This window comes from Pedobacter zeae (assembly GCF_014196715.1).
In the GTDB taxonomy this organism is placed as follows: Bacteria; Bacteroidota; Bacteroidia; order Sphingobacteriales; family Sphingobacteriaceae; genus Pedobacter; species Pedobacter zeae.
On record NZ_JACIEF010000002.1, the window covers coordinates 351,317 to 372,367 of the forward strand.

Annotated in this window: 18 protein-coding genes; 6 read left to right on the forward strand and 12 right to left on the reverse strand. The window is 41.9% G+C overall.

All coding sequences use genetic code 11. From position 1 onward, the window contains the following. Positions 1-7: 7 nt before the first annotated feature. A complete protein-coding gene (locus tag GGQ60_RS07875; RefSeq protein ID WP_183762026.1) occupies positions 8-340 on the reverse strand; it encodes a magnetosome magnetite crystal formation protein family in 333 nt (110 codons plus the stop codon). Positions 341-541: 201 nt separating this feature from the next. Between GGQ60_RS07875 and GGQ60_RS07880 the strand changes: the two genes are divergently transcribed. Then, positions 542-2,416, forward strand: coding sequence for a helix-turn-helix transcriptional regulator (locus GGQ60_RS07880; protein WP_183762029.1), 1,875 nt, complete (start codon positions 542-544; stop codon positions 2,414-2,416). Positions 2,417-2,573: 157 nt separating this feature from the next. On the opposite strand, the gene GGQ60_RS07885 is transcribed toward GGQ60_RS07880, so the two are convergent. The 6 genes from GGQ60_RS07885 to GGQ60_RS07910 all read right to left on the reverse strand — a co-directional run bounded on the left by GGQ60_RS07885 (position 2,574) and on the right by GGQ60_RS07910 (position 9,154). Next, positions 2,574-3,545 carry a sterol desaturase family protein gene (locus GGQ60_RS07885; protein WP_221235914.1) on the reverse strand — a complete coding sequence of 324 codons (972 nt, stop codon included), beginning with the start codon at positions 3,543-3,545 and terminating at the stop codon, positions 2,574-2,576. Then, positions 3,529-3,729, reverse strand: coding sequence for a hypothetical protein (locus GGQ60_RS07890; RefSeq protein ID WP_183762032.1), 201 nt, complete (start codon positions 3,727-3,729; stop codon positions 3,529-3,531). Before GGQ60_RS07890 ends, GGQ60_RS07885 begins: the two co-directional genes overlap by 17 nt. Before the next feature lie 10 nt (positions 3,730-3,739). Continuing rightward, positions 3,740-3,892 carry a hypothetical protein gene (locus GGQ60_RS07895; RefSeq protein WP_183762036.1) on the reverse strand — a complete coding sequence of 51 codons (153 nt, stop codon included), beginning with the start codon at positions 3,890-3,892 and terminating at the stop codon, positions 3,740-3,742. 28 nt (positions 3,893-3,920) lie between these two features. Next, positions 3,921-5,402 (reverse strand): RagB/SusD family nutrient uptake outer membrane protein, encoded by a 1,482-nt coding sequence (locus tag GGQ60_RS07900; protein WP_183762039.1) that lies wholly within the window; start codon positions 5,400-5,402, stop codon positions 3,921-3,923. Positions 5,403-5,415: 13 nt separating this feature from the next. Then, the gene (locus tag GGQ60_RS07905; protein WP_183762042.1) at positions 5,416-8,550 is read right to left on the reverse strand and encodes a SusC/RagA family TonB-linked outer membrane protein; all 3,135 of its coding nucleotides are present in this window, start codon (positions 8,548-8,550) and stop codon (positions 5,416-5,418) included. Positions 8,551-9,004: 454 nt separating this feature from the next. Next, positions 9,005-9,154, reverse strand: coding sequence for a hypothetical protein (locus tag GGQ60_RS07910; RefSeq protein WP_183762045.1), 150 nt, complete (start codon positions 9,152-9,154; stop codon positions 9,005-9,007). 412 nt (positions 9,155-9,566) lie between these two features. Between GGQ60_RS07910 and GGQ60_RS07915 the strand changes: the two genes are divergently transcribed. Genes GGQ60_RS07915 through GGQ60_RS07935 form a run of 5 tightly spaced genes read left to right on the forward strand, consistent with a single transcriptional unit; the run spans position 9,567 to position 12,556 of the window. Then, positions 9,567-9,722, forward strand: coding sequence for a hypothetical protein (locus tag GGQ60_RS07915; protein WP_183762048.1), 156 nt, complete (start codon positions 9,567-9,569; stop codon positions 9,720-9,722). 2 nt (positions 9,723-9,724) lie between these two features. Further along, positions 9,725-10,153: a thioredoxin family protein gene (locus GGQ60_RS07920; RefSeq protein WP_183762051.1), complete on the forward strand. Its 429-nt coding sequence runs from the start codon at positions 9,725-9,727 to the stop codon at positions 10,151-10,153. A 4-nt stretch (positions 10,154-10,157) separates the two neighbouring features. Continuing rightward, on the forward strand, positions 10,158-11,093 hold the full coding sequence (locus GGQ60_RS07925) for an FAD:protein FMN transferase (protein ID WP_308421157.1): 936 nt from the start codon (positions 10,158-10,160) through the stop codon (positions 11,091-11,093). Positions 11,094-11,095: 2 nt separating this feature from the next. Further along, a complete protein-coding gene (locus tag GGQ60_RS07930) occupies positions 11,096-11,326 on the forward strand; it encodes a DUF4266 domain-containing protein (RefSeq protein WP_183762054.1) in 231 nt (76 codons plus the stop codon). A gap of 15 nt (positions 11,327-11,341) precedes the next feature. Continuing rightward, positions 11,342-12,556: a DUF3570 domain-containing protein gene (locus GGQ60_RS07935; protein WP_183762056.1), complete on the forward strand. Its 1,215-nt coding sequence runs from the start codon at positions 11,342-11,344 to the stop codon at positions 12,554-12,556. Between the two features lie 183 nt (positions 12,557-12,739). Here GGQ60_RS07935 and GGQ60_RS07940 read toward each other — a convergent pair whose 3' ends face one another. The 5 genes from GGQ60_RS07940 to GGQ60_RS07960 form a co-directional block, all read right to left on the reverse strand. After that, positions 12,740-14,272, reverse strand: coding sequence for a TolB-like translocation protein (locus GGQ60_RS07940; protein ID WP_183762059.1), 1,533 nt, complete (start codon positions 14,270-14,272; stop codon positions 12,740-12,742). 8 nt (positions 14,273-14,280) lie between these two features. Then, complete coding sequence (locus tag GGQ60_RS07945; RefSeq protein ID WP_183762062.1) at positions 14,281-15,663, reverse strand: hypothetical protein; 1,383 nt, start codon at positions 15,661-15,663, stop codon at positions 14,281-14,283. Between the two features lie 107 nt (positions 15,664-15,770). Further along, positions 15,771-16,730, reverse strand: coding sequence for a hypothetical protein (locus GGQ60_RS07950; protein WP_183762065.1), 960 nt, complete (start codon positions 16,728-16,730; stop codon positions 15,771-15,773). A gap of 94 nt (positions 16,731-16,824) precedes the next feature. Then, positions 16,825-18,753 carry a hypothetical protein gene (locus GGQ60_RS07955; RefSeq protein ID WP_183762068.1) on the reverse strand — a complete coding sequence of 643 codons (1,929 nt, stop codon included), beginning with the start codon at positions 18,751-18,753 and terminating at the stop codon, positions 16,825-16,827. A 25-nt stretch (positions 18,754-18,778) separates the two neighbouring features. Further along, entirely contained in the window at positions 18,779-21,043 is a 2,265-nt protein-coding gene (locus GGQ60_RS07960; RefSeq protein WP_183762071.1) for a tetratricopeptide repeat protein, read from the reverse strand. Between the last annotated feature and the right edge of the window lie 8 nt (positions 21,044-21,051).

Consider the following 21,051-nt stretch of genomic DNA (forward strand, 5'->3'; position numbering starts at 1 on the left):
TTTAAGGTTAAGAAGCGAAATTGAACTTCCCTTCAAATATTTTTCCGATAAGTGGAACAGGTTTCTCCAGTTCGTTGTTGGCCGCTATGATGCCAAGTAATAACAATACAAACGGAATGAATAAAATAAGATAAAAGATAGCGCCTAAAGAGGGGATAACCGCTAAAATAATACTGCTCACAATGCTTAACACAATAGAGGTGATGATCAGTCCAAGCGATTGTCCGAGGTGGTAATTCACCAGCCTGCTTTTTTCTGCTGATTTTTTAAATTCCAGGTAAGAAATGATCCAACCAATTAAGGTAATGTAGGCTACAATGGCCATTGTTTTCTGTTTCATGTGCTTAAATTTTTTGGTGAATTGAATAAATCAAAGTTATGGGCAGTTGTATCCTCGACCAAGAAAAGGAAGGCTACACAGCGACTACCCGATTCTCCACTAACGTCTACAAGTAGACTACAAGAGGCCTTTAAAGGGCTTAATTCCATTTATTTATTGTAATTCTGCTTTTGTAAAAGTGTTTCTTTCCTATTTTTGAATATGCAGCTACCACTGAAAAACTTAGTAAGCCTCACGGTTTGTCTTTTCTTTTTTTTAAAAAGTGCAGAAGCCCAAAAAATTTATACCGATTCGTTAAACCGTTTACTTGTACAAAAAGGTACAAGCCAAGAGCAACGTGTAACGCTATTGTGTAAACTGGCAAAGGCCAATTTTGAAAAAAAACTTCCACTATCTTTCCAATTGGCCGATCAGGCCCTCCAGGTTAGTGCCGGTCTAAAGGATGGCAAAAGTAAAGCAATGGTCTATGCAACACTTGTACATTTGTATGTTTGGAAAAAGGACATGAAAAAAGCCTATCAAAGCCTTGATAGTGCCATGTACTATGCCAGGAAAACGAAAGATAGGGTTACCTTAGGTTTTGTTTGGTTCAGAAATGGCTGGTTAGACCTCGTTAACGATGAAAACGATAAATCTATTGCCAAAATGTTTAAAGCACTCGATTTTTTTAAGGGAGAAAATGCCTATGAATATGAGAGTACGATCTATCATTACCTGGCCAGTTTTTATGGATATGGAAATAACCCATCGAAACAACAGCAGTATGCCGATCTGTGCTACCTGACTGCAGTTAAAAGCCAGCAGGCAGATGCATTGAATAATGCTTATTTTACTATAGGACAAACTTTTTTTGACCGCTTTAAACTGGATACCACCAAACGTAATCTACTGGATTCGACTTTAAAGGTTTATAAAAAATCGCTTTGGTTCTCCAAAAAACAGGAAGGACGTTTGCTGGTGTACAGCAATACGGCGGCCGTAGCCCTAAATACCGCAAATACCTATTTTCAGTACTTCCCGGCCAGCTATCGCGATAGTGCCGAAAAATATGTGGATGAGGCTATCGAAATTGCCACCAAAACAAATTTGCAGGAGATCTTATTAAACTGTTATGGATTAAAAAGTGAATATTACCTGAGAGATGGTAATTATGTTCAGGCCGAAAAGATATTATTGGCAGGTTTGAGCAAAATTGAAGATGGGGTGGTTAAAATGCCCCTTACAAAGTCGAGAATATTTCAGGCACTGGCCAATATAGCCGAGAAAAAAGGAGATAAGGCAGCAGCGCTGAATTATTTCAAAGAATATGTGGCGAATTATAAAAAAGCATTCGACGAAGAAAAAATAAATAATACCGTCAGGATCGAGGCACAATATCAGTCTGAAAAAAAAGAACAGGAAATTGCCTATCTCCATCAGCAGAGTGCCTATACCAAAAAATTAAATGTTTTTTACATCATTTCGGGGCTTACAGGGATAGTGGCCTTACTCTTTCTATTAATCTCCTACAACTATAAGCTCAAAGCCTCGGTAAGGAAACAGGAATTAATTGACCAGCAAAAGGACGCTGCAGAGCTGAAAGCGCAATTAAAAGAAGCCGAGGCTTTACAGTTGAAGGCCGAGCAGGCTTTACTTAAAGAGCGGCAGGAACGCCTGGAAAAAGAGGTGTTAGCCGGTAATTTGCAGATTGAAGAAAAGAATGAACTGCTCGAGCTCATCTCTGACAAGGTAAACAACGAGAGCCATCTTTCGCTTGATGAACAGATTAAACGGATTGTAAATCAGCAGAAAAGGATGGATAAAGAGTTCGAGGAGTATAAGGTAGATTTTGTTGACGCTAATCCTGCTTTTTTTGAACGCCTGCAGGAGAAAGCGAACCAAACACTTACCCGGCTCGATTTAAAATACTGCTCCTACATGTTGATGGGTTTAACCAATAAAGAAGTTTCTATCCGTTTGGGCATCGAACCTAAAAGTGTGCGCATGAGCCGTTACCGGATTAAACAAAAACTGGGGCTGGGCAAAGAAGATGATCTGAATTTATTTTTGCAGAAGTTAGGGCAAAATATAAGCTAAAATTAAGAGGCTGTATCATAAGCAATGTCATCCTGAGCTTGTCGAAGGACATTTTTTAATATCTTAAAAAGTTGTTTCAATACTTCGTCATGCCCAGCACAAGCTCAACGTCACAAGTCAGACAGGAAATTACAAATATGATACAGCCTCTTTGGTACTAATTTTTAACGAGCGTTGCGTTCGGGCGGTAATAATATTCCTCTTCGTCTAAATCTTCATCTGATTTATGATGGATGGGCGGTGCGGCAATTGGTTCATCTAACCTCACAACCGGTCCGTCTTTTGCCAGTTCGCTACCAGCCACTTTCGATTTAAATATTGGCCATAATAGCTGCGCATACCATTGGTCGCCTTCATAATGCGAGATACCATAGGCTTTAGGGTATTTTCTGCTAATTAAAGCGGTGCCAAAAATAATGTCCCATAAGAAAAACATGTTGCCAAAGTTACCTTTATAGTAACCTACGCCATCATCTGTAGTTGCTGCGTGATGTGCGTGATGGGTAGCCGGCGTAGAGATTGTTCTTTCCAATACCCAGGCCAGCGGGTGCAGGATTTTGTATTTATAAAAAGGTTTATCCCAGGGAATACTCGAGTGCGCCAGGGTGGTAATGGTACTTTTAATTCCTCTTACCACGATGGCAGGTATACCCAGCCCTAAATACACCAATGCTGTAGTGAGGTAGGTTTGCGAAAAAAACAAGGTATAAATGGCATTTTGCCTGCTGGCCATTGCCATTCCCATATAGGGTGCGGAATGGTGCGTACGGTGAAAACGCCATAACCATGGAATTTCATGGTGTAGCCTGTGGTACCAATACTGGGTAAGGTCATCTGCAATGGCTATAATAATGCAGCCCCAAAAGAAAGGTACCCACTCAAAGGTGTTTTTTAAGCCAGGCAGCACGGCCGGTAAAAACTTTAAACCATAATACGCCACTATAGGCCTGATGACCAATCTTGGCAGGGTAAAACAGGCTATATCAACAAAACGTTCGTTTTTCGGCCATTTGCCTTTATACAATCCAAAAGAGAATTCGAGTACGCCGATAAAGAATACTAAAAAGGGGAAACCGAAACCATTCAGGTTTTCGATTACGCTTTTGATAAAATTAATCACTGGTTCCATTGCTTGATGAATTTTTAGGGTTTACAGATTTAGTTTTTTCAGCTTTGTGCTGTTGTTTTAGCCAGGGCCTCTCGCCGGTAATGTAAAAGGTTACGAACATTAAGACAATGGGTAAAACATAGATGAATAGGCTTAATGCCGCATTTCTAATGATTTTTTGTCGGGTTTTTTCTTCCAGTTTCATGGTTCATGATTTAGTTTTTGTGAATAACCTGTGGTGATGGCTTATCGCCCAGCAAACGCTGGGTAAGGTAAAGGCCACCCACAATGATGATAAAGGGGATCAGCGTTACAATGATGCCCACCAATATCTTTTTACCTAAGATGTTAAAGTCTGATGCTGTCATTTTTTTCTTGAGTTTTATAAATGAATAATTAATTATATCCCGGATTTTGGGTAAGCAGCGTATTCAGTTCTATTTCGGTCTGTGGAATAGGGAACAAGATATTTTTTAAGGACACAGCCGATTTTTCAGGTATTTTTTTGAGCGCATCCACATAAACATTCCCGCCCTGCCGTACCAGGTCGAACCATCTGTGTCCTTCCTGTATAAATTCTTTTCTGCGCTCCAGGAAAACAGAGTCTCTAAAGGCATCTGCAGATAAACCAGGTGTTAAATCTGCAATTTTTGCCCTTGCCCTTACTTTGTTAATGGCACTGTATGCTTCGGCAGTTGGTCCGTTAAGGTTGTTTACTACTTCTGCATAAAGCAGCAATATATCAGCATACCTGATTACCGGATAGTTTATCCCGCTCTGGGCCTGGGTATTTAAAGGGGTCAGCGTATAATCAACAAATTTGTTAAAATAGGGGGTGTAGGCATTTTTAAAAACCACATACTTGCCGGTTGCCGCGTTATAAACCGAATCGTAAAAGGTGGTTTCGCGCCTGGTATCAGCGGCAGAAAAAAGCGCATAAACACTTTTATTGGCCGGTACATCAATCGGGAAGGTCCCGGTATTAAATGAGGTAAAACTCTGACTAAGGTTTTGTACAACATTTTTTGCACCGAGATTGCTTTCGAACTGTACAGAAAAGATATGTTCTATGCCATTTTTTGTGGCTTTTTGAAAAACATCCCTGTAATTTTGAAATAGGGCATAACCATAGCCACCATTAATTACGGTGTTGAGCTGGGCAAGTGCGCTGGGCCATAGTTTTTGTGTAACATATACCTTTGCCAGCAACGAATGGGCTGCGCCAGATGTGGCCCTGCCTAAATCGCTTGTGCTGTAGTTTTTAGGCAAATTGGTGGCTTCTGTTAAATCGGCTATTATTTGCTGGTATACGGTGGCAACAGCGGTTCTCTTGATCAATAAATCTTCAATGTTTACGCTTTTAGGCTCGTGCAGGATCAGTGGCACATCGCCGTATAACCTCACAAGGTTAAAGTAAAGCAGGGCCCGTACAAACCTGGCTTCCCGAACCAGCCTGTTTTTTAAAACGGTATCGGCTGCAACATTAGGGATATTATCAATGGCAATATTTGCCTTATTAATGCCATAGTACAGCTGTTGCCAAACTTTTAGTATTCTGCTATTAGATGGGATATAGGTTGATACGCCTAGTGCCCTTACATCTGGATTGGTATTGCTCGGGCTAAAAATCTGGTTATCACTTGCATTTTCGACCAATAAATTGAGCTGACGGCCATACAAAGGGAAATCGCCGTTCGGATCGCTGTTCAAGGAGCTATACACCGCATTAACCGAGGAGATGGCATCAGATTGGGTTTTGAAAAACTGCGAACTTACAATGATCGAACTTGGGTTTTCTTCGAGTTTTTTGCAGGCCGCTGATGTTATTGTGATGATTGCTAATAACCAGATTATAGGTTGAGTGATTGTTCTTTTCATCTGTATATGCTCGTTATAGGGTGATGGATAAACCAGCCAAAAAGGTTCTTGTGGCGGGGTAAGTCCCAAAGTCGATTCCCTGTTTCGTGTTGTCGTTATCGTAAAAATTCACTTCCGGATCGAGGCCGGTATAATTTGTAATGGTGAACAGGTTTTGGGCAGAAATGTAAAACCTTAAATTTTTCAGCCTGATTTTATTTGCCCATCCGGTTTTAAAAGTGTAGCCCAGTGAAACGTTTTTAAGCTTCAGGTACGAGGCATCTTCTATCAGGCGGTCGGTTACCTGGGGTACCGGCGAATTGGTTACGCGGGGAACAACTGCACCTTGGTTTTGGGGTGTCCAGCGGTCTAACAGGGTAGCCGAAGCATTTTGGGTGAGCGTTGGCCGTTCTAAGCTCTGCTGCAATAAATTAAATACTTTGTTCCCATAAGAACCCTGAAAGAATATCGACAGGTCTAAACCCTTATAATTAAAAGTATTGCTAAAACTGCCCGTAAACTTTGGTTGTGCACTGCCAAGGCTATGTTTATCGGCCGTGGTTATAATCCCGTCCTGGTTGCTATCTACATATTTCGTGTCGCCCACCTGTTGCGGCACACCGCCCAACAACGGGGTGCCATTACTAAGATCGGCACTGGTTAAAAGTCCGTTGGTATGATAACCCCAAAATGTACCCACAGGTAAACCCACCTGGACAATTACAGGCGATACCTGTCCGGTTGGTGCCACCGGGAAGAAACTTTTTACATTTTCGCCCAAATTGAGCACTTTATTCCGGTTCGCACTAAAAATGATTGTACTCTTCCAGTTAAAATCTGGTGTTTTAATATTTTCCGTGTTCAAAGAGAGTTCAATACCGCGATTGGATACACTGCCGATATTTTTTAAAGCGCTGGCATAACCCGTATATAATGGCAATGGCACATTCAGCAATAAATCAGTGGTTTTTTTGCTGTAAACATCGAAAGTAACCGAAATGCGGTTGTTTAAAAATCCCAAATCCAGGCCTGCGTTATACTGGGTGGTGGTTTCCCATTTTAAATCGGGGTTCGCAATCTGGATAGGCGATATTCCGGTAACGAGCTTGCTGCCCAGGTAATAATTGCTTGGCGATAACGACGAAAGCGAACTGTATGGCGGGATTTCCGAATTTCCTGTTTGCCCTGCACTTAACCGGATTTTAAAGCTGTTCACTACATTTTGAAATGGCCTGAAAAATTCTTCGTCGTTTACATTCCACGAAACTCCGACAGAAGAAAAGAAGCCCCACTTGTTTTCTTTGCCAAGCTTTGAAGACCCATCGGCCCTTTCTGATAGGGTAATATTGTACCGATGCAGGTAAGAATAATTGATACGTGCCAAAACCGAATTCAGGCTCGAACTGTGTGCAGCAGAGCCGGGCAGGTTAGCAATGCCCGCATACGATAAATTATCGAAAGTAGTTAAATCATTGGGGAACTGCTGGGCAGACGTGGTAAAAGATTTACCGTTTTCGTATTGTGTGCTGTAGCCTACCAGCGCATTTAAAAAATGTTTTTCGGCAAAGGTGTGGTTATAGGTTAAGGTATTTTCGTTTAGCCAGCTCAGTGTATTGCCCGAGCCGAGTGCTGCATAGCCTTTGGTGGCGTACCCGGTTGATGCCCCTGCCGGCGAGGCTGTGAAGGAGGGGGCGTAATACTGCTGATTTGTATTCAGGAGATCTACCCCGGCAGTTACTTTTAACGTCAGCTCTTTTAAAATCTTATATTCTGCGGCGGCGTTGCCCAAAATGCGGTTGAGGGTATTTTGGTTTGTAGTGGTCGCTATATCCTGCAGCGGGTTGGTTGGTGTGGCATTTAAAGGATTACTGGTGTTGTAACTGCCATCGTCATTTTTGATCCGGGCAATAGGAGCCGTAAGGATTAGGCTTGCATAGGCATTGCTAAAATTAATGCTGTTATAAGCGCTTCCTGCCAGCTTGTTTTCTATTGATCTGCTCCCGAAAAAATTGGCAGTAACCTTAAATTTTTCAGAAATGTCTTTTTCATAGTTTATCCTGGCCGAATACCTTTCATAACCCGAATTGGTGATTACACCATCCTGCTTAAAATAATTGCCCGAAATTAAATACCTCGATTTTTCATCTCCTCCTGAAACAGAAAGTTCCTGATTAAAAATGGGTGCGCTGCTTAATGCCGATCCTTGCCAGTCTGATCCGGCGCCAAAAGCTGCGATCTGTGCATCGGTATAGGTTTTGGGTACACCATCGCTCGTGTTAATATCATTTATTAATGCTGCCCACTGGCTGCCATTTAATAAATTCAGCTTTCTGGCTACCCGTTGCGTACCATAATAGGCACTATAATTTACATTATTTACACCTTTCTTCCCTTTTTTTGTGGTGATGATAATTACACCATTGGCCCCCCTCGAACCATAAATGGCCGTTGCCGAGGCGTCTTTTAACACTTCTACCGATTCGATATCGCTTGGATTAATTGTAGAGAGAGCATTTGAACTGGTACCAATAGAACCAATGTTAACATTGTCGTTATTGTTGTATACAATAAAACCATCAATAACGTAAAGTGGTGCATTTCCAAAGGAGATGGAATTACCGCCCCTGATCCGCACCGTTGCTGTGCCGCCGGGTTGCCCGGAGTTTTGTGTGACGCCGATACCCGAAACGCCGCCCTGCAGCATGTTGTCAAAACTTGCTGTGGGTTGTGCCAACAGGTTTTTAGAAACCGAGGCAACTGATCCGGTAACATCGCTTTTTTTCTGGCTGCCATAGCCCATCACCACAACATCATTCAGGCTACCTGCTTTTTCTGCCAGTAAAATGGTAATCGGGCTTCCATCTACCACGATCTCTTTGGTTTGATAACCAATAAAACTTACCCTGAGGGTATAAGGGAATTTTTGACCGGTACGGAATGAAAAGCTTCCGTCAGGTGCGCTGGTTACGGCATGTGTAGTTCCTTTTATAGACAATACCACGTTGCCTATGGGCTGTTTGGTTACCGAATCTTTTACTGATCCTATTAAGGTGGAGTTGATAACCGGGGTGTTTTCCTGCTGCGCCCTGGCATTTTTGGTAAGTATGACAATTGCAAGAAATGTCATCAGCCTGACGGCCATTTTTTTTCTATGGACAGATTTTTCCATATATTTATACGGTTTTATTTAATAATTCGAATTGTTAGTAAAACTTGATGACCAGAAGTGATTGGCGTTACGCTGGTGATCAAATCATATCCGGCAGGGCTTCCCTGTCGGTTTTGTTTTTTAGGATAGACGTTAGCTCATTTTGTAAGGTTGTTTAAAAAAGGCTACACTTCTGCAGTCAGCCTTGGGCCAGTAATTGTTTTTATAGAAAATAGTTTGATGAGCGCTGTTGCATTAACAACAACAGGAAGGATACACTTGCATAGAAAAAATAAATAGATTGGGCATCATATTTTTTTAAGCTTTAATGTTATTCAACATGTTCGAGCAAATATAAAAATAATTTTTACAAAGACTATAAAAACTATAGAATTTATAGTTTTTTTTTATTCAGCCCATTCCATCCCAAACTAAAACTCAGGATTTTTTTAAGATAAAGCGTAGTAGGGGGTGATTATTCTAAGTTTTTTAACGGTGGTGCTGAGGAAGATATTCTCACTTCTTTATGTTCTTTAGGAGTAGAGAATTTATAAAACAGCAGCCAATAAGTGATGGCCATAATCAACATACCTAAGAGCGCACTGATTACATCATTCCTTTTCATAGCATTCTTTGTAACAAAAAAGATGCCGGGTAAAGCAATATCATGAAAAGACATGGAATTTTTTTTAAATCATATCTATTGATGGAACTCTTGTTCATTCAAAAAATTTCGATCAGAAAATATCGAACCCGGTTTACACTTAATCTTTAATTCGTGATTAACAATATTTAACAGATTTCATCTCAAAACTTCAGAATGTCTTCAGACTTTGCGCATAGCTTTGTTACCAATGGTTGTTTTTTATCTGTATTCCCGGATAAAAAGATAACCGGAGGATTCGGAATCTTAAAGCCTTTTTATAGATAGAATTTTTACTTATGATTTTTTAACCTGAACCTGGTTGGTATTAAATGATTGTTTACCAGTGTTTTGGTTGAGTATTTATTGAATTGATCATATTAACTATAAAAAAATGGATAGAAGGGATTTCGTTTACAGTACCGTAATGAGCTCAGCACGTGGGGTGGGTTTTTCCAGGAATGGAGCAGTATTGAGCGAACTTGCTTCTCCTTCATCAACAGTTTATAATAAACAGCTTACAGGTACTACTTTAAAAATTTATTCTTAGTTATGAAATTACTATTTGTTGCCCTTTTAGGGCTTTTCGCCGTTCCGGCAATATGGATGGGGAATTTTTCAGAGGCACAAAAACAAGCAAAGATTACCCACAAACAGATCCTGATTAATTTCTCCGGCTCTGATTGGTGTGGTCCGTGTATCCGTCTGCGCAGGGAGATTTTGGAATCTGAAGACTTTGAACAATACGCCGCTGCCCATCTGTTACTTGTAAGAGCAGATTTTCCGAGACTGAAGAAAAACCAGCTTCCAAAAGAGCAAATTAAACTAAATGAATCATTGGCCGAATTATACAATAAGGATGGCAAGTTCCCTTTTACTGTTCTGGTAGACGAAAATGGAAAGGTACTTAAAAGCTGGGATGGTTTCCCAAATGAGAGTGCACAAGCTTTTGTTGCTGAAATCGATAAACTAAAAAAATAATTTCATGATGGCTAAACCAGTTTCTGTAAACAGGGTGCTTAAACTCATGGGAAACCGCTTTGAGTTTACGGTAATTGCCGAAAATATAGAAGAAGGTAATATCGCGATAGATGCTGCAATAGCCGAGGTTAGGAGAATAGAATACCTGCTAACCACTTTCAGCGACAACAGTCAGACCAGTCTGATTAATGAGAATGCAGGTTTAAAGGCTGTAAAGGTTGATGCTGAAGTGATAGGGCTTATTGAGCGGTCTATCAAAATCTCAGAAATTACAGATGGTGCTTTTGATATCACCTACGGATCGATAGATAAGCGACTTTGGAATTTCGATCAAAACATGACCAGTTTACCTGATGAAGCGATGGCATTGGCTTCAGTTGGACTTATTGATTACCGGAATGTGGTATTAGATAAAGCGTGTTCGACTGTTTTTCTCAAAAATAAAGGCATGAGGATTGGATTTGGCGGGATTGGAAAAGGTTATGCCGCAGATAAAGCTAAACTCCTGCTGCAGCAGATGGGCATAAACAGCGGAATCGTGAATGCTGCCGGCGACCTGGTTACCTGGGGTACGCAGCCTAACGGCTATCCGTGGACGGTAGGTATAGCCGATCCGGAACAGACCAACAGGCCATTTTCTTCGCTTAAGATCAGTAATATGGCGATCGCCACTTCTGGGAGTTATGAAAAATATGTTACTATCGGTGGAAAACGCTATTCGCATACCATCGACCCTAAAACAGGATTGCCGGTAAGTGGTGTGAAGAGTGTGAGTATTATCTGCCCGAGTGCTGAGTTGGCAGATGCGCTGGCCACACCGGTTGTGGTAATGGGGGTGAAGGTTGGACTCGAGCTGATTAACCAAATTAAACAAGTAGCCTGTATCGTAATCGATGATCATGATAAGATTTTTACCTCTGATAATATTAATGTGATATAAATATGAAAAGTTCAAAAACATTTGTCCTGACGGCAATCGCTGCATTTTCAGTAATAGGCATGTTAAGCGCCTGCAGCAGTGTTAAGCCTTATCAGAAAAGTAAGCTCAACGATGCCGACATGATTCTTTCGGCCCGTAAAGCCCAAAAATTCGAACAGAGTTTTCAGCTTTACCGCGAGGGTGCTTCAGGCGCCAATGGGGGCAAAAGTGGTGGAGGTTGTGGCTGTAATTAACACGAGGATTAGAAAATGAAAAAAATATATCTTCATGTGCTTTTTATGTACTTCGGTATTTTAAGCACCTATGCACAAACTAAACCTGAGCCTGCCCGGGTAGATAGTAGCAGATATCAGTCGCGAAAGCTAAAAATTGATGAGATTAACCTGGTTTCGGCCTACTACCATCAAAATGGAAATAATTCGGCGGTTACAGGTGGTATTGGCACGGAGAAACTGAGCGATTTTGCCAATACCATTGATCTTCAGGTATCCAAATTTAATAAAAGGGGTAAAAAGAACACCTTTCTTTTCGAACTCGGTGTAGATCACTATACTTCAGCTTCTTCTGATAAGATCGATCCCAGCACTATTTCTTCAGCTTCGTCTGCCGATACGCGTATTTATCCTTCGCTAAACTGGACCCACTCCAATGAAGAAACCGGGAATTCTTTTGGCTTTACGGGATCGTATTCAACGGAGTTCGATTACCAGTCTTTAGGTGCAGCTTTTAACCTTACACGGTTATCAAAAGATAAAAATACGCAGTTTGACTTTAAACTTCAGGCCTTTTTAGACCAGTGGACAGTAATCTTACCGATCGAACTGCGAACGGGTAATACCGGTGGGAGAAAAGAGGAGCAATATGATACTGCTCCAAGGAATTCATTCAGTGCATCATTCTCCCTCGCGCAGGTCATCAATCAGAAATTCCAGGCTTCTCTGATTTTGGAGCCATCTTACCAAAAAGGTTTACTGGCTACCAAATATCAACGTGATTATTTTACGGATGGTTCTTTGCGTGCTGAAACCCTTCCCGACAAACGATATAAATTACCGATAGGTTTGCGGATGAACTATTTTTTAGACGACCGTTTTGTAATTCGTACATTTTACCGCTATTACATGGATAACTGGGGAATAAAGGCGCATACTGCAGAACTCGAAATTCCTGTTAAGATCAATTCGTTCTTTTCTGTAAGCCCGTTCTACCGTTATAATAATCAAACAGGAACTAAATATTTTGCACCTTACGGGCAGCACCTGCCATCTGAACAATATTTCACAAGTGATTATGACCTTTCCACACTCACCAGTGACTTTTATGGAGCAGGGATCAGGTTTGCGCCACCTAAAGGAGTTTTTGGTTGGCAGAGGCTAAACATGCTTGAGTTAAGGTATGGCCATTACTCCCGGTCAACAAGCCTGGTTTCCAATATCGTATCGTTAAATCTAAAGTTTAAGTAAGCCTGGTTTAAAGTTTATTTAACTTTTCCTGAATTTGAAGGCTTTGTTCTTTTCGCCAGACAAAGCCTTTTAACAATAAATCAAAGATGTGCTGAATTTCAGGTGCTAGAATATTTTATACAGGTTTTGTTATTATACACTTGAAAGACCGGAAAACCTGATTCATAAGGTGTTATTTTAACCTTAGTTGGATATTGCAAAAATCCCTGTGCTGTTGTATTTTTTATCTAATTTTTCGCTTGAAGGAAACACGATGGTGTTGCCATTTCGAGAAATGGCAACGGTGCCCACACCTCCATTTCCGGGAGTGCCATAAGCTTGAATTTTACCGGTTTCTATATTTTTCAAAATGATGTTCCCGCCCAGATTTGTAGCGGCAGTGGGAAATGCCACCAACTTCCCGTCGTATGAAATGGCTATTTTATCGCCCTGGGCAATTGGACTGTCTTTGTTGCCCGCAATACCGGCACTGGTTTCACTCGCCCTGATAATTTTTCCTGTTTCAATTTCGGCTACATAGACCTGTTGCAGGGTAGAGGAAGTCTCTTTTTCAAACATATTACTTGCTGTTGTTGCAAATGTTACAAATTTGCCATTCCCCGAAATGTTTGGTTTTACAATACGTCCGCTGCTTTCGTTCCCCTGATTTCGTTCGGCACCTGATGCAGTGAACGAAATCCGTTTCAGCACAGGTTTGTCTTTTTCCCAAATAAAAATATCCCATAAACGATTGTTGTCTCCGGCAACCAATTTGTCTGAGTTGGAAACGAATGCAATACGAGAACCATCTTCAGAAATAGAGGGGTGTGCACCACCTAAACCTTTGCCGGTTAGCGGCTCTTTGCTGATCAATAGCGTTTCGCCGGTGCGTACGTTTTTCAGGTAAACATTGGTAACATTTTTGCCATCTACACCTGCAGTAAGGTTATTGGCCTTAGATTGAAAAGCAACAAAATCGCCATTTTTAGACACCGATGGCGATGAAGATGCGTAATTACCGTCGCAAGTGAGGCAACGGACCGTATCGCTTACCAGATTCCAGATAAATATGTCACTTACATTGTTTATATCGCCCTTAACAAGGTTATTGGCATGACTCTCGAAGGCTACATTATAACCACTAACATCTACAACAGCTTCGTAGCTGTCATTGTTTCCTCCTAAACCATCTAAACCTTTGCTCACTAATGTTGTCCGGCCATTTCCACGGTTAAACCAAATGATCTGTCTGTTCTTTCCACCATGTTTAGGATCAACATTCCAGGATGTCATATAGGCAACATACTGGCCCTGGTTTATACCCGGCCCTTTTATACCACCTACGGATGCTGAAACACTACCATAAAATGTACCAAAGGCTTTCGAATCGGAACTGCGGCTTACCAATTCTAACTTTTTTTCTGCAGGGGTGCAGTCTATTTCTACCATAGCTTCGCTGCTGTTTATGTTGCCTTCACTATTTTTTAGCTTAGCCTGTCTTAAACCGCTAACCTGTACAAATTTGTATGGGGTACCATAATCGAAAACACCCAAATATTGGGTTGCAGATCTGGTAAATGTTAATGGTTTGTTCTTAATGTCTTTAAATACAAATTTTTCGTGTGGGGTAATACCAATAATCTTAATGGTTAAGCTACCCTTTTGTTGTGCAAAAGTGTTGTTTGCTAAAAGAAATACGATAAAGAGTATTGTAGTAGTTATGCTGTGATTTTTCATTGAAATTGTTAATTAGCTGGTTGCTTTACTAAACATTTCACAGAATTGTTCCTATCGGTAAGCACCAATATCCGCCCGCCTTTTATGGCCTCAAAATAACTGTTATATTTTTCAGGTTGTCCTTGAAAACGATTGGTTAATGTAATGCTCCATTCGGTAATTAGGCTATTGCCGTTGTACACTTGCCTGGAAAATTTTTGATTGCCTGCCACACCCGATGCGCCTGCGTGATCGCTTTGATAGGTATTACCCGGCAGGAAAGTAAATTCATCTGAAATGGAAGTGGCCGTAGCGCCAGCAAAGCCGCCACTACTTACATAATAGTAAGAAAGCGAGGCATAATCAGATGCACTCCATTTGCCAATAAGATCGCTGGCTGCGACAGAAAATTTATTGCGGTTTTGCATATTGGCCAGTTTGTCCCATGATTTTACCTGGTCTAGGTATTCCCAGCTGGATTTGTTGATGTAGTTGTTGCCAAATTCTTTCTCAAAAACAGCTTTGCTATCAGCCACCACTTCCAAATAACGGCCATTTCCTTTATCGTAATGCTTTTTAAAGAGTACCAGGTATACTTTTTTTCCGCTAGCTTTTTCTGTGGCATCCGCAGTAAAAAAAGTAACAGATTGGTAGTCTTGTATGCCTCGTTCCTGTACATTGTTGATGCTGTTGTATCTGGGCTCAATGAGTTTGGTCCATGCCCTATGGTCGCCCTGTAACTTCTCGGAGCTGTAGGCATCCACCAGTTGGTTGGGGTAATGAATCAGCACTTTTATGCCAGACTTGCTTACTTCCACCCAGTTTTCCTTTACCTTACTTACCCAGCTGTCGTCCCAGTTGGTGGTTGTAAATTTAAAGTCTGATTTGTGTTGTATATTGTCTGGTCCCAGATCATGGGCTTTTGGTGTGCTTTTAACAGGTGCCTGTGCAATTAGCGTTGCAATAAAATCCTGGTACATTTTCAGGTAAGGTTTCGCGGTTGCTTTTAGTACTACGCTGAAGCAATTTTGTCGGTTTGAGTAAGTGGTGAGTATGGTTGCTACATTGGTTCCGTTAAATTGATAAACGCCACTTTTGCTCATGACATCCCAGCCATCGCCCGACTCTGGCTTTGTACTTTCCTCCTGATCCATGGCATGCTGTGAAGCAAGCAATGTATTCCATTCGCTGGCAGCATCGGCTTCAACACTGCCTTTGCTGGCCGAGCTTTTGTAAATAATGATCTGCGCCCAACTGCCACCGTCAATACGGCTGTAAGCAAAAAAATTATCCCCGGTCTCCATTTTCCAGCCGGCAGGGGCTTTAAATGTAGCTACATCGAAGGTTTGTTCTTGCGCCTTTGCTACCCCTGTGGTGGCCAGCAGCAACAGAAAATAGCATATCCTTTTCATCCTGTTTTATTTTTTAACCCAATTGGCCCGGTCTTTCCTGTTATTATGCCGGGCCTTGGCGTTCCATTTTTCCGGTTTGTTTAGCGGGCCCTCAAAAGTGCTTCGCATTACTCCTGGCCTTGTTTTATCACCGACTTTATTTTATTAAAAAGACCTTTTTGCGGTTTTTCGTCATTTGATGAGGTAGAGCTGTTACTGCTGCCTTCGCTTTTTGAAGCAGATGGGGTGACCATGACCATGCTGTTCAGCTTTATCCCTTCTTTAAGCCATTGGCTTACAAATGCCATTGTTACGTCGTTTACCTCTTTTCCTGCACGAAATATAGCTTTCCATTTCAGGCTTTTCTTTTCGTACGCAGGATTTACAAACTCCATATTACCAGATTTATTGGGCCCGTTCAATTTTGCATTAAAATCAACAGTGGCAGCAAGCGAAAGATACTCTTGCAACCGTGTTTTGATGATGACAGAAGGGTCTTCAGGGTACATTTTCATCCATTTGGTCTTATTGGGCGTTGGGTCTTCGTTATTGGCCAGGGTTCTTTTATGTTCGGCAATGAATTGTTCCATTTTTTCAGTCATTGCTGCCGGTACCATTTTATTTTTTCTCAGGTCGGCTAGATTTTTTTCCTGGTCCTTTACATTCTTTTGCATCGACACCACTGCGGCAGCGTCCATCCGAACAGGTTCGCTGGTCGGTTTTGCGGCATCTCTGGCTTTATGGTATTGGACTATAAATGTTTTGCTGTGCAGGTAGTTTTTTACATAGTTGCACAGTTCTTTGGCAGCTTCGGCTTTATTGCCGCTCATCATTGCAGCGATGTTGGCTTTAGCAATTCGAGGTGTGCGGAATGCACGCATTTGTGCTTCTACATCGTCTGTATGACCAAAAACCGTCCGTTCATTGATCGGTTCTAAATAAAGCTGGCCAACCAGATTTTTAAGGATAGCCTGTTGTGCATCTTGCTGTTGTAAATTTAGCTTGGCGAGAATGTCGTCTGCTACATGAAATGCAGTAGCGCCTGCTACCATCAATAATGCTGCTGTCACGATTTTATACTTTTTCATTTTGAATATGTTTTTATTGTTTTCAATTGCGAGCCGAGCTCGTCAAACAATCATTGGTTTGGGTAAGCCAAGTTGTTATGGTGCTTTTTCACTGCTATATTTTTTTTATCTGAATATTCGTCAAATAATACACGTTCTTTTCATTTACATAAAAATTGAGCTTCTTCAGTACAGCACCCGGCATAAAAGCCGAAGCACATTCGTACACTTTTGCGTGGTTGCTAAAAATGGCGATGCCTTCTCCTTTTTTGCGGATGGTAATGCTTACCTTATTCACCGGGTTACTTCCCGTAAATGCTGCAATAGAATGATAACTTCCGATTTTACAATCAGAACCGCCCAGGGTCAGCATTATCCAGCCTGCAGCATCTTTCCTGTTCATATCGCCGGGCGAAACATTTACCGCATATCTTTTATCGCCGTCTTTACTGGAAAATCTAAACTCGGTTTCAATGCCAGGTGTTCCCCAGGGCACATCGCCTTTTTGGACCAATAAATCGTAGCTTATTTCTACATCGCCACCTATGGGTAGCGAAACATCTTTAGGCGAAGCATTTTTCTTTAACTTTAGCCAATTGCCTGCTGTACCGTCTATTGTGGCAATGGTTGGTCTTTCCCCAGACGATGACCGTTCCGTATCCCAGTTTTTAGGTGTGGCGGCTTCTGCCGTGGCAGAGAAATCATCAAAGAAAATGATGGATTTATCGCCAGCTTTTTGTTTTGCTGTGGCAGAAACTGTTGTTGCTGCTTTTTTATCCCTTATTTGTGTTGCATCTTCTAATTGTAATGGGAGGTATGGCTCAATTACTTTTTCATTTCCAAAGAAATAATTATAGACATAGTTGTAATTAAACCGGCTTACAAAATTATCCATCAACTGCACACTGCCGCCATAACTGTGGTCAATTGGATTGCCCAAACTAAATACAATCCATTGCGGGCCACCGGTGGCGCAGGTTTCTTTTACGCCTTTTTTTAAGCGTAGCAAAGGGAAGTTGGTGGCAGTAGCAACCACCTTACCCCAGCGGTCAAGATTCGGAGTAGTTTTTTCGGTCTGTATCCAGTTGGGCAATTTACCGTTGCTGCCAATGTTGGCTAGATCAATGATATCTATTTGTCTCTCTATGGTACTAAAATATACATATCTATTTTCCTGTTGCTTTAATTGTTCTTTTAGTACCTGCATGCCTTTTTTTGCATTTTCCAGGTAGTTTTCATAAATCAGTTTTTGGTTTACTGCAAATTGGTGCAGCTTGGGAAACTGGCTTTCCAATTGCCGTAAAAATTCGCCTACGGTCACCTGCTCAAAGGGTAGCGGCTGCTTGTTTTTGGTCATTATGATTACATAACTTAAAAAGCCGGCCACCGGATAGAAATAGTGCCTGTAAGGCTGCAGGTTGGGGCTGCCGGTAAAATTTCTGTAAACAGGCATTTTTTCCTGCCAATTGTCTGCAAATTCTTTGCCTTGCCCAAGGCTATATTCTGGCATGGTACAGTAATAATCGGTAGGGGTAGATAGCGCAATGATTTGTTTGGTAATCAGTTCTACGTTATTTGCCATGATGTCTAGAGGGGTATAACAATGGTTGCCTGGCGTTGGAAAAAACTTATGTGTGCTTGTTTTAGACAGGCACTTATGAAATTTGGCCGAAGCCCCGTAGGAATTGGGTAGCGCAAAACGGTTGTCTTTTTCGGCCTCATTGTAGTCGTAATATTTGGTGCCTTTGTACTTGGAAGCCTCGGGGGTACGCAGGCTCTGCTTTAACTCGCCCAACAAGCCTGTGGGCGTATAGGTTTGTTGAATCCAAAAGCCAATTTTTTGACAAATATCGGCTTGATTCGACGGGTAGTTCCAACCGTTTAGGTTAAGAGGTTTTGCCGGTACGTTTTTCAAAGGATACAGCCACCCGATTTCAAGATTCTCAATTTCACTTTTATTGATGTATATACCACGGCTGTCAACCTGCTGCCCTTTGGCGTAGCCAGTTAAAAGCAGGAAAAAAACGATTATTGCCTTCTTCATCTTATTATTTCTTTTAAGAAGTGTATTAAAATTTTATTCCCGATAATACCCCGGTTCCGCTGCGCAGGCTGTTACCGCTAATGAGGTTGGTACGGTTTTCAATTCCTATTTCAACCGAAGTACCTTTTAGGCCTCCTATTGCATCGTTTACTTTGTCGATTCCGGCATTGATGGTTTCATCTAATTCATCTGACTTAGACCCTTCGATCTTGGGCGCTTCGATGCCGGCTTTGGCACCTGCTTTTGTGATGTAATTCACATCCGTCTTCCCGGTATTGTCTATTTCCACTTCAACCGCAACACCGGCCGTAACTTCGGCGGCAACCGGCCCTACGCTGCCACCCACACCCAGCTGTGCCTCTGCTTTTACGAGAGCATTCCAGTCTTTCAGCCCTTTGGTATCGTAGTTTAAGGTAATGTCGGCCCCAAAAGAAGCCCCGGCTTTTAAGGGACCTGCATTGCCGCTGCCACTTATTTTGGGCTTTAATACCACACTGCTGCGCTCATATACATCGTTAGGGCCTAATGTCCTGGAATAGTCAACAAATTCTGAATTAAATTTCCAGGTCGTGTGCGTACAGTTTATTTCCATTGCGCCATTCCCAAATGTGATGGTGCTTTTGTATTTGCAGGCATTGGTGAAGTCAAAATCCTTTAACTTCCCATAAGGCTTGTTGTCCTCTTCCCCCTCCTCGCATAAGGTGGTCTTGTCTGTTACGGATTCAAATTCTGGTCCCAGTTCAACGGCTTTTCTGATATAGGCTATCTGGAACTGTATGGAAATCGCCTTTAGCATATTTGGGTCGGTGCTGGTAAATACAGCCCAATGCCCCATATCATTAAGATAACGACGGTATTCATCGAGAAATTCATCATCGTAAGGTTTCCTGAATGTGTTGAGCTTTTTGATCAGGTCACTTTTCGAATTCTGATGTACCATGCAGGGCGCTTCAGGCGGCGGGTTCTTATGTTTTTTCCTGATATCAAGAAGGCCGTTCAACTGATCAATTCCTTTGGGTACAAAATACGCCCGCAGCCTTTCTTCATAGTACTCGGTAGTTCGGCTTGCAGCAAGCGATGCTTTCCTGGCATAAAGCGGCAGCAGGTTTTGAGATCTGATATTGCCATTTTGAACATCTTTCATTATACTGGCTACCGTTTTCTTCGCCTGCTCCATATACCCTTTAGTTGCGTCGGGCAGGTGTTTTTCCAGCTTTTGAATAAGTTCTTGGCAGTCTGCCCTAAACCCCTCCCATATGGGATATAATTTTATTGCTTCTTTTACAGAATAAGGATAATCCGGCCGGCGTATTTTTCCGAGTTCCAGGAGGTCTCCCTTTCTTACAAAAGGAATGTAAAGGTTAGCATCTGTAAGTTTATAGCCCAATTTTTTCAGCATGTTTTCTTTTTCCGGGCTATAGGCATGTTTGATGGATTTCTTTATGGCCTCTTCTGCTTTTTTGATGTTGCCTTTGCTTTCTTCAATAGCCGCCTTGGTTAAATTGGCCTGGGGATGAAAAGGATACAAAGCAAGGGTGCTGTCAAGATATTTATCAGCTTTATCTATATCACCCAGGCCAAACCACGCCTGGCCCAGGTTGTTCAGCAGTGTGGAGTTCCATCTAAATTTACGGTTCAGGTTATTGAGTAAAGGAATGGCCAGGTGTTGTCCTCCCTGCATGGTAAGCATAGCGGCATAGTTGCTGGTATTATCTGTATTGCTCGGGTCGGCAGCACAAATTTTTCCCAGTAAAAAGAGTGCAGCCTCCGGCTTTCCATATAACCAAAGGCTCATGGCTATGCCGCCAGCCTGATTGCTGTTAAATTTTTTAGTTTGTATATAAGTATAAATTTTCTCGGCAGCTGCTTTGCTTTCTGGTTTGATACGAGCTGCTGCTTTCGCCTGTAGGCCTGATACATATTTTGCAAGGCCTGCATCGCTTACCGGAGGGGGAATTGCCGCTATCCGGGCTGCATCTTTTTTAGGTACAATACGGTTATCATCTTCCCAGGCCTGGGCCAGTTTTTTGTCAGAAATACCCTCAAGGTTTTTGGAGGCCTTTTTCATATCAGGCATTTTAAGGCCCAGGCTGTCCATCATCTTTTTATCTTCAGGGCTCATCTCTTTCATCATCTCGTCCATCATGCCCCGTGCGTCATTCATAGCCTGCTCCATTTCCTTTTTGGTAGGGGGCTTTTCTTTGCCCGGCTTTTTTTGTGCAGACAATAATGCAGGAAGCAATAAAATGGCGGTAAACACCAGGTAGCTGGCTATTCTACAATTTTTCATACGCGTAA

Coding starts and splice junctions, on each gene's coding strand:
- GGQ60_RS07875 (WP_183762026.1), bottom strand. CDS start 340: ATGAAACAGAAAACAATGGCCATTGTAGCCTACATTACCTTAATTGGT.
- GGQ60_RS07880 (WP_183762029.1), top strand. CDS start 542: ATGCAGCTACCACTGAAAAACTTAGTAAGCCTCACGGTTTGTCTTTTC.
- GGQ60_RS07885 (WP_221235914.1), bottom strand. CDS start 3,545: ATGGAACCAGTGATTAATTTTATCAAAAGCGTAATCGAAAACCTGAAT.
- GGQ60_RS07890 (WP_183762032.1), bottom strand. CDS start 3,729: ATGAAACTGGAAGAAAAAACCCGACAAAAAATCATTAGAAATGCGGCA.
- GGQ60_RS07895 (WP_183762036.1), bottom strand. CDS start 3,892: ATGACAGCATCAGACTTTAACATCTTAGGTAAAAAGATATTGGTGGGC.
- GGQ60_RS07900 (WP_183762039.1), bottom strand. CDS start 5,402: ATGAAAAGAACAATCACTCAACCTATAATCTGGTTATTAGCAATCATC.
- GGQ60_RS07905 (WP_183762042.1), bottom strand. CDS start 8,550: ATGGAAAAATCTGTCCATAGAAAAAAAATGGCCGTCAGGCTGATGACA.
- GGQ60_RS07910 (WP_183762045.1), bottom strand. CDS start 9,154: ATGAAAAGGAATGATGTAATCAGTGCGCTCTTAGGTATGTTGATTATG.
- GGQ60_RS07915 (WP_183762048.1), top strand. CDS start 9,567: ATGGATAGAAGGGATTTCGTTTACAGTACCGTAATGAGCTCAGCACGT.
- GGQ60_RS07920 (WP_183762051.1), top strand. CDS start 9,725: ATGAAATTACTATTTGTTGCCCTTTTAGGGCTTTTCGCCGTTCCGGCA.
- GGQ60_RS07925 (WP_308421157.1), top strand. CDS start 10,158: ATGATGGCTAAACCAGTTTCTGTAAACAGGGTGCTTAAACTCATGGGA.
- GGQ60_RS07930 (WP_183762054.1), top strand. CDS start 11,096: ATGAAAAGTTCAAAAACATTTGTCCTGACGGCAATCGCTGCATTTTCA.
- GGQ60_RS07935 (WP_183762056.1), top strand. CDS start 11,342: ATGAAAAAAATATATCTTCATGTGCTTTTTATGTACTTCGGTATTTTA.
- GGQ60_RS07940 (WP_183762059.1), bottom strand. CDS start 14,272: ATGAAAAATCACAGCATAACTACTACAATACTCTTTATCGTATTTCTT.
- GGQ60_RS07945 (WP_183762062.1), bottom strand. CDS start 15,663: ATGAAAAGGATATGCTATTTTCTGTTGCTGCTGGCCACCACAGGGGTA.
- GGQ60_RS07950 (WP_183762065.1), bottom strand. CDS start 16,730: ATGAAAAAGTATAAAATCGTGACAGCAGCATTATTGATGGTAGCAGGC.
- GGQ60_RS07955 (WP_183762068.1), bottom strand. CDS start 18,753: ATGAAGAAGGCAATAATCGTTTTTTTCCTGCTTTTAACTGGCTACGCC.
- GGQ60_RS07960 (WP_183762071.1), bottom strand. CDS start 21,043: ATGAAAAATTGTAGAATAGCCAGCTACCTGGTGTTTACCGCCATTTTA.